Genomic DNA, 13,972 nt, shown 5'->3' on the forward strand with positions numbered 1-13,972 from the left:
CGTTATTGTTATAACGTTAAATAAATAATAAGTATAGTATATATATCAAAAATGTTATATTAGACTTAAAGGAGAATGATGCATGGATCCGTATAAGGTATTAATTGAAGTAATCAAAACAGAAAGTTTTACTAGAGCAGCAGAAAATTTATATACTTCGCAGCCTTCTGTGAGTCGTGATATTAAACGTTTAGAATTAAAATATAATGTTAAAATATTTGAATTTAAATCTCCATATTTAAAACTAACTAGAGATGGCGAAAAGCTATTACAATACGCATTTCAGCGGGAAAGTATTGAACAAGAATTATGGCAAAACTTAACATCGGAATCTGAGATCATCTCAGGCACTTTAACAATTGGAAGCAGTTATACATATGGTGAATATTTATTATCAAAACAGCTTACCAGTCTTATGCAACAATACCCTAAGTTACATATTCATTTACGTGTTAATAATTCAGATTCTGTTATAAATGATATTAAACACAACAGAGTAGATATAGGTATTGTAGAAAAGGAAATTCAAGATAATGCAATAGAATGTAAGAAAATAATGGAAGACGAAATGGTGTATATTTACAAAAAATCGGTTCAACCTAGAATGGATATATGTTTCGTTAGAGAAAAAGGGTCTGGAACAAGGTTTTATCAGGAAGTAGGTCTTTCTGAGTTAAAATTAAATCCATATTTGATAGAAATTAATAATATTAAGATTATCAAACAAATGGTAGAGGATGGAAATGGGTTTGCGATTATTTCAAAATCAGCAATTCATCCCGAAGATTATGAAAAATTAATGATAACAACTTTAAATGTGAAACGTCACTATTACCTTGCTCAACATGTTGATAAATATATCGATAAAAATATTAGAGCTGTCATTGAAATGATTATGAAGTAGAGTAAATAAAAAAGCCGGATCTTTCTAAAGATTGAAAGGTCCAACTTTTTTATTAACACTGCGGGGTGTCTTATTTATTGTTTTTTAATTCTAAGAATTTTTCAGCTACAGCTTTACCAGATTGTGGATTTTGACCTGTAATCACATGACCGTCAATAACAGCGAATTGACTCCAGTTGTCACCTTTTTCGTAATGTGCACCACGATTTTTAAGTTCATCTTCTGTTAAATAAGGAACTTTATCTGCTAAGCCAACTGCTTCTTCTTCAGTATTAGAGAAACCAGTTACAGTTTTACCATTAATAATAGAATTACCTTCACTATCTGTAACATTTAATAGACCAATAGCACCATGACATACAGAAGAAACTGCACCGTTATTTTCATAAATTTTACGTGTTAATTCTTGTAAATCTTTATTATCTTTGAAGTCCCAAATTGTTCCGTGACCACCTGCGTAATAGATAATATCATAATCTTCAGCACGTACGACATCTGGTGTAAGTGTACTACCAAGACGTGTCATGAAGTCTTTATCTTGATAATATTTCCAATCTAATTCAGACATCATATCTTCTTGTAGACTTGCAGGATCGATAGCAGTATAGCCACCTTCTGGACTAATATAGTCGATATCATAGCCATTTTTGTATAACACATCTGCAAAGTGAACGACTTCACCTAACCATAATCCAGTTGGACGATTCATATCAGGATATTTTGAAACACTTGTAACAACTACTAATGCTTTACTCATTGTATACCTCCTAAATTGTTTACGTAATTCATAATTACCCATTTTTAAGGAGGAATAACACATGCTAGGTATAATTTTTATATTAAAATTATAAATTAATTTGATTGAAAATAATTTTACAAAAGTTGTTTGAAAAATCTTAATGGTGGTACATACTAGTATACAATTTACCAATTCTATGAATTCGTAAAAGTGGCCTCACTAATCAATCGATTAGTGAGTTTTTTTGTATTCCAATAATAGATAAATTATACTTGTAGTAATCTTTAAATATAAAAAGGAGAGATAATAATGGCCCAAGATAATGGAAAATTAAATTGGTCAAGTTTAATCATTGGTACGTTATTACTAATTATTGCTGTGGTTATATTTAGTAATCCAGTGCAAAACTTTTATACACTTACTTGGCTGATTGGCTTACTCATTATGGTAGGCGGTGTCATTCAACTTTTATTCCGTCGTACGGCAAAAAAACTCGTAGGAGTAAATACAAAATTAATTTTAATTAATGGTATTATCGATTTAATTTTTGGAATTCTTGTTGTATTTAATGTTGGAGCAAGTTCAGTATTCTTTGTATTTATGTTTGCGTTTTGGTTTATTTTCAGTTCGGTTATCGGTCTGTTTACCATATCACAACAACATCAATTACGCGGTTTATCAATTATCGTAAATATCCTAGGTATTATTTTAGGGATAATCTTATTATTTAACCCAATGATGGGTATGATTTTTGTGTCAACATTAATCGCACTTACATTCGCAATCCTAGGTGTGACATACGTGATTGATGGCCTAGCATAATATATTTAAACGTATTAAACTTTAAACTCTTCACTGTTGTAAAGTGAGGAGTTTTTCTTTTAAAAAGAATATCTACTGTGTTGAATGAAAAGTAAAGTTGATATACAGAATATGACGTAAGTATTAGAATGATAATTGATAAAACATATGAACATGTTTAGGAGGAACTATCGTGAATTACAATTTTGATGAAATCATTGATCGTCGTTATACAAATTCAATGAATGTGGAAGGCTATAAAGGTTATCTTTTTGGTAATACAGATACGTCAGATTTAAAAGATAATGATGAACTGATTCGTATGTGGGTAGCAGATATGGACTTTAGTACACCAGAAGTCGTATTAAATGCGATTCGTGAACGTTTAAATAAGAAAATTTTAGGCTACACAAACGTCTTCGGTTCTGAATATTATGAAGCTTTTGTTTCTTGGACAAAGAAACGTTATGGTTTCACTTTTCCTCAAGAGCATCTTGTATTCTCTCATGGTATTGTGGCTGGGTTAATTGAACTTGTAGGTTATATTTGTGATAAGGATGATAAAGCATTAATTTTTACGCCGAGTTATGGCCCATTTAAAATGGCATGTGATAAAAATCATATTTCAACAGTATACTCTCCACTAATCAATCATCATGGATATTATGAGATTGATTTTGACGATGTACGTAAAAAAATAGAGACAGAAAATATTAAATTATGCATTTTTGCGAATCCACATAATCCAACGGGACGTGTCTGGTCAGAAGAAGAGTTAGCCACATTGGGTCAAATTATGAAAGACAATGATGTATGGCTCATTTCAGATGAAATCCATTGTGATATCAAACGTTCAGGTCAATCACATATGCCATTTGCCAAAGCTGTCCCAGATTACGACAAAATCATCACTACTATGTCTCAAAGTAAAGCCTTCAACATTGCAGGTTTGATGTTTTCAAATATCATTATTCAAAATGAATCACTTCTAAAAACTTGGAACACCCATCACTTTGGTACAGAAAATCCTCTAAGTGTGGTTGCCACGCAAGCTGCTTATGAAAAAGGGGAAGATTGGTTACAAGCAATGAATAATTATTTAGATGATAATTTTAACTATTTAGCAGATTTCCTAGAAAAAGAACTGCCGCATGCAGAATTTAAAATTCCAGAGGCGACGTATTTAGCTTGGGTAGATTTAAGCTATTATATTAAAGAAAAAGATATTGATGAATCAATGGCGAAATTCTTTATTAAAAACGCTGGTGTCATCATTGAAGGCGCAGAGCAATTTGTTCATAACGCAGAGGGTCACATTAGAATTAATATTGCAGTGCCTAGAGAAGTGATGAAAAAGGGACTACAAAAAATAAAAGCGGCTTTAGTTTAAATGGAAGTGATATATCATGGCTATTATTGAACCCTCACACATAGGTCATACACCATTTCAACAATTATTAGGTCATCATGAGGACATTATGAAGACGTGGTCAGCATTGAGTGACACACTAGAAAATACTAGTGCTTTAAACGCAGAACTCAAAGAAGAGATACGCCGTATGCTAGCGCAGAAAAATGGTTGCCAATATTGTAAAGCAAAAGGCAAGCCTACCGGGAGTCTAACAGATGAAAAATCAGCAATATGTATTGGATTTACAGAAGTCTATATCAAACTGGGAGATCAAATACCTACAACGTACATAGAAATCTTAAAGTCTCATTTGTCAGATAAAGAAATCGTCGAACTTATTACGTTCATCACATTTACAAATGCCCAACAACAATTTGGTGCGATGATGAAATTAGAACCTTAAATAAAAGGACTCTAGCTTAGGTTAGAGTCCTTTTATAATTTTCATTTAAAATAACATTCCCCAAATCGTCTGCAAGGTATGGTTTTCGATAATAATAAATAAACCAAGTCCAATATAGACCACTGCCATTATCCAACGACTGAACTTCTCTACAGTTTCTCCGATTTCAGGAATAGATGCAAGCTTCTGTGCAGTAAACACTAAGACATAGATTAAAATTAAAAAGACGATTAATGTCACAATGAGTTCAGAGACACTTAATGTGACAAAGTAAGGGACAAATAATCCGATGTTATCTGCTCCGCAACTTGCGATCGTCACTAACGCAACCGTGCCAATTAGTTTAGTTAATCCGTGTTTGTCTAGTTCTTGTTTCGCTCTTTTTTCTCCTTCACAATCATCAAAAATAGCTACTTTTAATCCTAAATAGATAGGAATAAGACCAAGTAATCCTAAAATCCATTTTTCAGGCACATAATTTAAGACAAAGGCAAAGAATAAACTTACGACAATCAATGTCACAGATCCTACATATTGACCAATATAAATATTTCTATATTCTTTTTTTGTCTGTGCTCGCGCGAAAAAAATAAGCAAAATAACAAGTAAGTCGACTGCAGTTGCGATATACAATATCGCAGCAGTAATGATAGTTTGAATCATAGTTTAACTGTCCTTTTAAAAGTGATATTGAATAAAGTATAACGCATTTCAAATAAGAATTATATAGATTTTATTTTAAAATTTTCACCAAATTTTTAATGTCTACTTGCATGGAAAAAATAAAAAACAATAAATACTAAATAATTTGAAAATTCAAAATATAAAGTGTAAAATGAAAATTAAGAGATTAGAAAGCGATTACAAATATCTCTTTATAATAAAATGATAAAATTTCTCTTGTGGAAGGAGGCGTTCATTCATGAGTGAATCATATGATTTGATTGTGATTGGTGCAGGACCTGGAGGGTATGTATCAGCCATTCGTGCCGCACAATTGGGTAAAAAGGTGGCAGTCATCGAAAAATTCAATGCTGGAGGCACTTGTTTAAATGTGGGTTGTATTCCATCTAAAACATTATTAGAACACGGGGAAAAAGCACATAGCATTCAAGTTGCTAATGACTGGGGAATGACGACGAAAGAATTAAATATCGATTTTCCTAAATTTGTACAACGTAAAAAGAAAGTGGTACAAACACTTACGGGTGGCGTTAAACAGTTACTAAAGAAAAATAAAGTAGCTTATATTGAGGGAGAAGCAAGCATTTCAAAAGACTTAAACGTAAAAGTAAATAATGAAACGTATCAAGGTAAAGATATTATTTTAGCGACAGGTAGTAAACCATTTGTACCACCTATTGATGGATTAGATAACATCGATTATGAAACAACAGATACATTTTTCGATTTAAAACAACTACCTAAACAATTAGCAGTGATTGGCGGTGGTGTCATCGCAACAGAACTCGCTTCATCAATGGCTGATCTTGGCGTGAACGTAACCATTGTTGAAGTGGCAGATGATATTTTACTTACTGAAATTGATGATACACGTGAGTTATTAAAAGCTCATTTAGAAAATCAAGGTATTAACATTATTACAAAGGCGAAAATTAAAACAGTAGATAAAACTAAAATTGTACTCGATGGTCAAGATGACGTCAGCTTCGAAACGTTACTTGTCGCGACAGGTAGACAACCGAATACACAAGTGGCTAAAGATTTAAATTTAGAGATGGATGGCAAGTTCTTTAAAGTGGATGACCATTATCAAACAAGTCAAAAACATGTCTATGCGATTGGTGATTTAGTCAAAGGTTATCAACTTGCACATGCTGCAAGTGCACATGGTATTCATGTAGCAGAAACACTTGCTGGAGAACACCCACCACTTGTTCGTCAAGAAAACATTACACGTTGTATTTATACACGACTTGAAGCGGCATCCATTGGCTTATCAAAAGAGCAAGCCAAAGAAGCGGGATATGATGTGAAAGTCATACAATCAGCGTTTCAAGGTAATGCGAAGGCGCTCATTAAAGGGGAAAATGAAGGAATTATAAAATTAGTTATTGATCAAACATATGGAGAAATACTTGGCGCCTTTATTGTAGGACCTCATGCGACAGACTTAATTGGTGAAGTCCTAGGAGTAAAAGCGTCAGAAGGTACCATCTATGAATTATCCGAAATAATTCAACCACATCCCGCATTATTAGAAGCGATTGGCGAAGGTGCGGATGCATACTTTGGTTCTGCAATTCACATGTAGTTATTACACTTACGCCCTATGAAAGATAGGAGGAATTGACAATGAAAATGGAAAAAGAACAAGCACGTTGGATTTATAAAACAATGAATGAAATTCGATTTTTTGAAGAGAAGGTACACAAAATTTTTAGTGATGGTCAAATCCCAGGATTTGTACATTTATATGTCGGTGAAGAAGCCGTTGCCACAGGTGTCATGTCACAACTGACTGACGATGATTATATTACAAGTACACACCGTGGTCATGGACATGCTATCGCAAAAGGTTGCGATTTAAACGGTATGATGGCAGAAATCATGGGTAAACGTGATGGTTTAGGTCATGGTAAAGGTGGCTCAATGCATGTTGCCGAAATTGACAAAGGGATGCTCGGTGCCAATGGTATCGTAGGTGGCGGTTTTGGTCTTGCGATTGGTGCAAGTATTTCAATTATTAACCAAGGTAAAGACAATGTCGCCGTATGCTTCTTTGGTGATGGTGCTGCAAATGAAGGGACATTCCATGAAGGTTTAAACTTCGCTTCAATTTTAAACTTGCCAGTTATCTTTGTCTGTGAGAATAACCAATTCGCTGAAGGTACGACACACGACTATGCAAGTGCATCTGAAACGATTGCTGAACGTGCTTCTGCATATAATATGCCAGGCGTACGTGTAGATGGCATGGATGTCTTAGAGGTTTATAAAGCAACACAAGAAGCAGTAGACCGCGCTAAAAAAGGGGAAGGGCCTACATTAATCGAATGTGATACGTATCGTAAATATGGTCACTTTGAAGGTGACGAACAAAAAGTTAAGTCACCAGATGATCGTAATGCGGATAAAAATGCCACTGTAGAATTCAGAAAACAAGCGATTGAAGAAGGTTGGTTAACTGAAGAAGAAGCAGATGATATTGAAAACACAGCTGAACAAGCCGTAGAAGATGCTGTGAAATTTGCGGACGAAAGTGAATTACCAGATGAAGATTCACTATACAAAGATGTTTTTGCATAAGAAACCTTTAAAGCACTAAAACGAAGAAATAGATAAGAACGAACCTAACCAGACGAGGAGGTTTTTACGATGAGTGAAGAACGTAAATTAACATTTATGGGCGCGATTAATGAAGCGATTGATCAATCTATGGAGAAAGATGAAAATGTCATCTTAATTGGTACAGACGTTTCAGGTGGCGCAAAAGTAGAACATATTCAAGACGACGATACATTTGGTGGCGTATTCGGTGTTACAAAAGGACTGGCTAAAAAATATAGTCGTAAACGAGTGATTGATACACCTATTTCTGAACATATTACATTAAGTGCAGCTGTAGGATCAGCAGCTACCGGATTACGTCCAATCGCAGAACTCATGTTTAACGATTTTATTGGCTTTGGTTTAGACCCAATTTTAAACCAAGGTGCAAAAATGAGATATATGTTTGGTGGTAAAGCTAAAATTCCATTAGTGGTACGTACCGTTCATGGCGCTGGCGCAAGTGCGGCAGCACAACACTCTCAATCTCTATATAATATGTTCGCAACAATTCCAGGTGTTAAAGTAGTTGTACCATCAAATCCATATGATGCAAAAGGATTATTAATGTCAGCGATTCAAGACGATAACTTAGTTGTATTTTCAGAAGATAAAACATTACTTGGTCAAAAAAGTAATGTCCCTGAAGAACCTTATACGATTGAGATTGGTAAAGCCAATGTTACACGAGAAGGTGATGATTTAACTATTGTCGCAATTGGTAAAATGGTTGCAGTGGCTGAAGAAACAGCTGACCGACTTGAAGAAGATAACGTTTCAGTAGAAGTCATTGATTTACGTTCAGTGTCTCCATGGGATCAAGATACAGTGTTAGAATCAGTGAAAAAAACAGGTCGCTTAATTGTTATTGATGAATCAAGTCCACAATGTAACATTGCTGGTGACGTCGCTTCTGTCATCGGTGATATTGGATTCGATTATTTAGACGGTCCAATCAAAAAAGTAACAGCACCAGATACACCAGTACCATTTGCATCAAACTTAGAAGCGGCATATATTCCAAATGCAGATAAAGTATTAGACGTAGCATCTGAATTAGTTGATGACTTAAAAAAGGCTAACGTGTAGGGAGGTGTATCACAATGAGTGAAAATATTATTATGCCAAAGCTTGGTATGACAATGAAAGAAGGTACTGTAGAAGAGTGGTTTAAATCAGAAGGCGATACAGTAGAAGAAGGCGAAAGCATTGTCACAATTAGCTCTGAAAAATTAACAAACGATGTCGAAGCACCTACAAGTGGAACATTACTAAAAATCAAAGTACAAGCAGGCGAAGATGCAAAAGTAAAAGCAGTGCTTGGTATCATCGGAGAAGAAGGCGAAGACGTAGGAAGCGATGACGATGATTCTGAAGAAACTACCCAAGAGAATAAAGATAACGACACAACGTCTGAAGATCAACAAGCTTCTTCAAATGAAGAACAATCTGATAAAAAAGATACAGAAAAAGAAGCGAAGCCTGAACAACGTGACCGTATCTTTATCTCTCCATTAGCACGTAATATGGCTAAAGATAAGGACCTTGATATCACAAGAATTAAAGGTACAGGTGGAAATGATCGTATTACAAAATTAGATATTCAACGTGTAGACTCAGAAGGCTATGATTATGAAGGTGAAGCGGATACGTCTAACGAAAATGCATCTTCAACGCCACAAAACTTCGATGTGTCTAGCATTGGTGAAGGTCTGAATCCAATGCGTCAACGTATTGCTCAAAATATGCGACAAAGTCTTAATAATACTGCTCAATTAACATTACATCGCAAAGTCAATGCAGATCGTTTATTAGACTTTAAAGCTCGATTATCTGAAGAATTAAAAGATGCAGATCAAGATGTAAAATTGACAGTCACAGCTTTATTAGCTAAAGCAGTAGTCCTAGCACTTAAAGAATATGGCGCAATGAATGCTCGTTATGAAAACGGTGAATTAACAGAATACGATGATGTACATTTAGGTATTGCGACATCACTTGAAGATGGTCTTATGGTGCCAGTCATTGACAATGCAGATACTAAAAGTATTGGCACTTTAGCAAAAGAAATTAAAACATCAGCTGAAGCAGTACGGGAAGGAAATACAGGTGACGTTCAACTTAGTGGCGCGACATTTACAATTACGAATATGGGTGCAAGTGGTATCGAATACTTCACACCAATTTTAAATTTAGGTGAAACAGGTATCTTAGGTGTCGGTGCTCTAGCTAAAGAACTTGTGCTTGAAGGAGATCAGGTAAAACAAGTCTCTCGTATCCCATTAAGTTTAACTTTCGATCATCAAATCTTAGATGGCGCAGGCGCAGCTGATTTCTTAAAAGTACTTGCTAAATATATTGAAAATCCATATTTATTGATGTTATAAAAAACATGAAACATCAATTTAATGAATAACCCCCAATTTTGGGGGTTATTGTATTATGTAAGCTAACAACAAATATAATAGAGGAGTGGTTCATTATGTCAGAAAATCAAAATCAAGGTTGTATAAAATGTGGTCATACAGAAGTAGAAGAAGGTACATTATCTGCAACAGGATCAGGATTGTCTAAATTTTTAGATGTACAACATAATAATTTTAAGACGATAACTTGTAAAAATTGTGGATATACCGAATTTTATAAACAAGATAGAAACAGAAGTAGAGACTTTATTGATTTGTTCTTTGGAGGATAAGTCAAAAAAATAGGACAGCAGTAACCCTTGTGGTTGCTGCTTTTTCAATCTTTAAGTAAGACTTCGGGTCGTGTGAAGTTAGACTTTCGGATGTCTAAAAGTTATAAAAAATATTTAATATATTGACTTGATATTCTTGGAATTTTAAGTCATTGTATAAGTATAGGTTAAGTAACCTATAATTTAATAATCTCTGCTAGGGGTGCTTTATATTGCTGAAAGGAACATCATGTTCCAACCCTTTGAACCTGATCTAGTTAATACTAGCGTAGGGAAGCCAGTGAGTCACTTTACAATGACATATGGATGTTTTCATAATTTGATGAAAAGGTCAATTTAACGATGAATCATTTTCTTCATTATGATACTTACATATATTTTCGTATATATTCACTTATTCTTATGCATTCAGTATTAAGCTGAATGCTTTTTTATGAATCATATAATCAGTGATATTTAGACCCTTCTAGTAACCTAACTTAGGAGGCATTGTTAATGAAACAAGAAAAAATCAATTTTAAAAGAACTTTTCCAGCAAGTAAACGTATTTTTAAAAAAGGTGAAGGTAATGATAGTGATATTTTTGTACCATTTCGAGAAATTGAACTTTCTGACACCCAATTAGAACAACGTAGTTTTCAAAATGAACCTGTCGTAGTGTACGATACAGCAGGTCCTTATCATGATGACAGTTATGTGGTTGATATCAATCACGGACTTCCAAAGGTTCGCGATGCATGGATTGAAGCACGTGAAGACGTTGAACATTATGAAGGTCGCCGTATTCAATCGATTGATAACGGTTTTTCAAAAGAAGGACATAAAAACTATGTAGCTCATCCATTCGAATATCAACCAAGACGTGGCAGTAAAGATACACCAGTTACACAAATGTACTACGCTAAACAAGGGATTATCACTAAAGAAATGAAATTTGTAGCAATTAGAGAACAAGTGGAACCAGAATTTGTAAGGGAAGAAATTGCGAGAGGACGCGCGATTATTCCTAATAATATCAATCATCCTGAATCTGAACCAATGATTATTGGTAAAAACTTCTCTGTAAAAATCAACGCGAACATTGGTAACTCTATTGTGTCTTCATCTATTGAAGCAGAAATTGAAAAATTAGTTTGGGCCACACATTGGGGTGCAGATACGATTATGGATTTATCTACAGGAAAAAATATCCATACAACTCGTGAGTATCTCTTACGTAACTCACCTGTACCAGTAGGAACAGTGCCCATCTATCAAGCGTTAGAAAAAGTAAATGGGGTGGCAGAAGATTTAACATGGGAAGCGTATAGAGATACATTAATTGAACAAGCTGAACAAGGGGTCGATTATTTTACTATTCACGCAGGATTACGTCTTCACTATATTCCATTAACTGTTGATCGTTTAACTGGGATTGTTTCTCGTGGTGGCTCAATTATTGCACAATGGTGTCTTGCACATCACGAAGAAAGCTTTTTATATACACACTTCGATGAGATTTGTGAAATCTTAAGTCAATATGATGTTGCTATTTCTCTAGGAGATGGTTTACGACCTGGTTCAATTTATGACGCTAACGATGAAAGTCAATTTGCGGAGTTGAAAACGTTAGGTGAGTTAACGGATATTGCTTGGAAACATAATGTGCAAGTTATGATTGAAGGTCCAGGGCATATTCCAATGCATAAAATTAAAGAAAACCAAGATTTAGCAGATTTTTATTGTAAAGAAGCACCATTTTATACATTAGGACCTCTTGTAACAGATATTGCACCAGCATATGACCATATTACATCTGCCATTGGTGCTGCTCAAATTGCGAGTCATGGTACGGCAATGTTATGTTACGTGACACCTAAAGAACATTTAGGTTTACCAAATAAAGATGACGTACGTGATGGTGTGGTCACTTATAAAATTGCAGCACATGCAGCAGATTTATCTAAAGGCTTACCAGGGGCAACAGAACGCGACGATGCAATTAGTAAAGCGCGCTTTGAGTTTCGTTGGATTGATCAATTCAACCTCGCGTTAGATCCTGATCGAGCGAGAGAATTTCACGATGAAACATTACCAGCAGAATCAGCGAAAATTGCACATTTCTGTAGTATGTGCGGACCAAAATTCTGTTCAATGCGCTTATCACATGATATTCGCGATTCCTACAAAGAACAACTTGAAGGCATGAAAGAGAAAGCCGAAGAATTTAGAGAAGGCGGCAATAGAATATATCATTAATGATAATGGTAAAGAGGTAGCGATATAAATTGCTACCTTTTTTTTTAAAATTCTTCTAGATATATCCATTTCGTTTAACTACTGATACGATAGAGTTATACATATTTCCAGGGTAATATTGCTAGGAGGGTTTAGCATGGATAATCATGCAGAATTTAGAAAAGGAATTTTATTTGCGTTAGGGGCGCATTTATTATGGGGGATTCTACCTATTTATTGGAGATTCATTCACGGTATTAGCGCATTTGAAATTTTAGCATATCGCATTATCCTTGCGATGGTTTTTATGATTCTAATGATTTTTGTATTAAAAAAATCACAAGCGCTTAAACATGATATCAATCAACTCGTAGCACATCCGATTCAACTTGTTGCGATTATTATTGCAGGTTATGTGATTACGATTAACTGGGGAACATTCATTTGGGCAGTGTCTAATGGTCATGTGCTACAAACCAGTTTAGGTTATTATATTAATCCATTAGTGAGTGTCTTACTCGCATTTATTTTCTTAAAAGAGCGTTTCAATAAGTTTGAAACGTTAGCGATTGTATCAGCCGTAATTGGCGTCATTTACATGACAATGAAGATAGGAGAATTTCCAATTATTTCTTTAATGTTGGCATTCTCATTTGGGATTTACGGTTTACTAAAAAAATTGGTACGTGTTGAAGCAATGAGTGGGATTGCGATTGAATGTATTGTGACAGCACCAGCAGGACTGATTTATATCATTTATTTATGGCAAGCACACCAATCATCAGTCGGTTTGAATATGAGTACATTTTTACTCTTATTCTCTGGAGCGGTAACAGCTGTCCCACTTATTTTATTCTCAGCGGGCGCTCGTCGCATTCCGCTATCACTGACAGGATTTATTCAATACATTAGTCCAACGATTATCTTTTTACTAGGTATCTTCGTATTTAAAGAAAAATTCGATATCCACCAATTCATTACATTTATCTTTATTTGGATTGGTATTGCGCTTTATAGTATCTCTCAATATATTAAAATGAAACGTAGTCCTAGACCAGAATAAAAAACAAGCCACCCCTCACTACTTGATGAGTGAAGGATGGCTCTATTTATCATCTATAAAAAATATTTAAATTAGCCTAAAGAACCGTTACCAGTTTGGTTTTCATTTTTAAGGTTTTTATAAAAAACGCCAGCAAATACTGCTACGATAGCAATAATGCCAATATATTCAGAAATTTTACGTCCTGGTGATTTATATCCAGCCATAATATGACCTCCATTTATTAAGTTTTACGTAGTTAAAGCGTATAGTGAAGTATTCCCGTTTTCAAAATAAAAAAACATGTCCATCGTTAATTTTAATAAAGGTATTGTAGAGTGAACAAGATACATAGCTACATCAATGATCTTCATTATAGACAATACCTCCTTTAAATCTAAGAATCTGCACGACATATTCTTCATTATTTTTATTATTTACATTTCTAGCAATTGATACCATGTCA

The 13,972-nt window shown here is 34.5% G+C and carries 15 protein-coding genes and 1 riboswitch; of the genes, 11 read left to right on the plus strand and 4 right to left on the minus strand.

The window, feature by feature from the left end; all coding sequences use genetic code 11:
* Positions 1-82: 82 nt before the first annotated feature.
* Positions 83-904, plus strand: a complete 822-nt coding sequence (locus MHI13_RS00650) for a LysR family transcriptional regulator (RefSeq protein ID WP_070548081.1) — start codon at positions 83-85, stop codon at positions 902-904.
* A 70-nt stretch (positions 905-974) separates the two neighbouring features.
* Here MHI13_RS00650 and MHI13_RS00655 read toward each other — a convergent pair whose 3' ends face one another.
* On the minus strand, positions 975-1,661 hold the full coding sequence (locus MHI13_RS00655) for a type 1 glutamine amidotransferase domain-containing protein (protein ID WP_049382212.1): 687 nt from the start codon (positions 1,659-1,661) through the stop codon (positions 975-977).
* A gap of 291 nt (positions 1,662-1,952) precedes the next feature.
* Between MHI13_RS00655 and MHI13_RS00660 the strand changes: the two genes are divergently transcribed.
* From MHI13_RS00660 to MHI13_RS00670, 3 genes are all read left to right on the plus strand, one after another.
* Positions 1,953-2,465 (plus strand): DUF308 domain-containing protein, encoded by a 513-nt coding sequence (locus MHI13_RS00660; RefSeq protein WP_049419894.1) that lies wholly within the window; start codon positions 1,953-1,955, stop codon positions 2,463-2,465.
* Between the two features lie 172 nt (positions 2,466-2,637).
* Positions 2,638-3,834: a 3M3SH-releasing C-S lyase gene (locus MHI13_RS00665; protein WP_070548079.1), complete on the plus strand. Its 1,197-nt coding sequence runs from the start codon at positions 2,638-2,640 to the stop codon at positions 3,832-3,834.
* Between the two features lie 16 nt (positions 3,835-3,850).
* Positions 3,851-4,258, plus strand: coding sequence for a carboxymuconolactone decarboxylase family protein (locus tag MHI13_RS00670; RefSeq protein WP_070548075.1), 408 nt, complete (start codon positions 3,851-3,853; stop codon positions 4,256-4,258).
* Positions 4,259-4,303: 45 nt separating this feature from the next.
* Here the strand turns inward: MHI13_RS00670 and MHI13_RS00675 are convergent, their stop codons facing one another.
* On the minus strand, positions 4,304-4,921 hold the full coding sequence (locus MHI13_RS00675; protein ID WP_002449206.1) for a CadD family cadmium resistance transporter: 618 nt from the start codon (positions 4,919-4,921) through the stop codon (positions 4,304-4,306).
* Between the two features lie 259 nt (positions 4,922-5,180).
* Between MHI13_RS00675 and lpdA the strand changes: the two genes are divergently transcribed.
* The 7 genes from lpdA (at position 5,181) to rarD (ending at position 13,527) form a co-directional block, all read left to right on the plus strand.
* Positions 5,181-6,533: a dihydrolipoyl dehydrogenase gene (gene lpdA / locus MHI13_RS00680; RefSeq protein WP_054105533.1), complete on the plus strand. Its 1,353-nt coding sequence runs from the start codon at positions 5,181-5,183 to the stop codon at positions 6,531-6,533.
* 41 nt (positions 6,534-6,574) lie between these two features.
* A complete protein-coding gene (locus MHI13_RS00685; RefSeq protein ID WP_002454646.1) occupies positions 6,575-7,528 on the plus strand; it encodes a thiamine pyrophosphate-dependent dehydrogenase E1 component subunit alpha in 954 nt (317 codons plus the stop codon).
* A gap of 69 nt (positions 7,529-7,597) precedes the next feature.
* Positions 7,598-8,638 (plus strand): alpha-ketoacid dehydrogenase subunit beta, encoded by a 1,041-nt coding sequence (locus MHI13_RS00690; RefSeq protein WP_049335336.1) that lies wholly within the window; start codon positions 7,598-7,600, stop codon positions 8,636-8,638.
* Positions 8,639-8,652: 14 nt separating this feature from the next.
* Entirely contained in the window at positions 8,653-9,936 is a 1,284-nt protein-coding gene (locus MHI13_RS00695) for a dihydrolipoamide acetyltransferase family protein (protein WP_054105534.1), read from the plus strand.
* Between the two features lie 95 nt (positions 9,937-10,031).
* Positions 10,032-10,247, plus strand: coding sequence for a zinc ribbon domain-containing protein (locus MHI13_RS00700; protein WP_017174769.1), 216 nt, complete (start codon positions 10,032-10,034; stop codon positions 10,245-10,247).
* 188 nt (positions 10,248-10,435) lie between these two features.
* Positions 10,436-10,539, plus strand: a riboswitch (TPP riboswitch).
* Between the two features lie 203 nt (positions 10,540-10,742).
* On the plus strand, positions 10,743-12,485 hold the full coding sequence (gene thiC, locus MHI13_RS00705) for a phosphomethylpyrimidine synthase ThiC (protein ID WP_054105535.1): 1,743 nt from the start codon (positions 10,743-10,745) through the stop codon (positions 12,483-12,485).
* A 136-nt stretch (positions 12,486-12,621) separates the two neighbouring features.
* On the plus strand, positions 12,622-13,527 hold the full coding sequence (gene rarD, locus MHI13_RS00710) for an EamA family transporter RarD (RefSeq protein ID WP_054105536.1): 906 nt from the start codon (positions 12,622-12,624) through the stop codon (positions 13,525-13,527).
* A gap of 71 nt (positions 13,528-13,598) precedes the next feature.
* Here the strand turns inward: rarD and MHI13_RS00715 are convergent, their stop codons facing one another.
* Both MHI13_RS00715 and MHI13_RS00720 read right to left on the minus strand, forming a co-directional pair.
* On the minus strand, positions 13,599-13,733 hold the full coding sequence (locus MHI13_RS00715; protein ID WP_002449300.1) for a hypothetical protein: 135 nt from the start codon (positions 13,731-13,733) through the stop codon (positions 13,599-13,601).
* Positions 13,734-13,757: 24 nt separating this feature from the next.
* Positions 13,758-13,880 (minus strand): hypothetical protein, encoded by a 123-nt coding sequence (locus tag MHI13_RS00720; RefSeq protein ID WP_017174772.1) that lies wholly within the window; start codon positions 13,878-13,880, stop codon positions 13,758-13,760.
* Positions 13,881-13,972 lie beyond the last annotated feature (92 nt).

It is taken from the genome of Staphylococcus sp. FSL K6-0223, assembly GCF_038008285.1.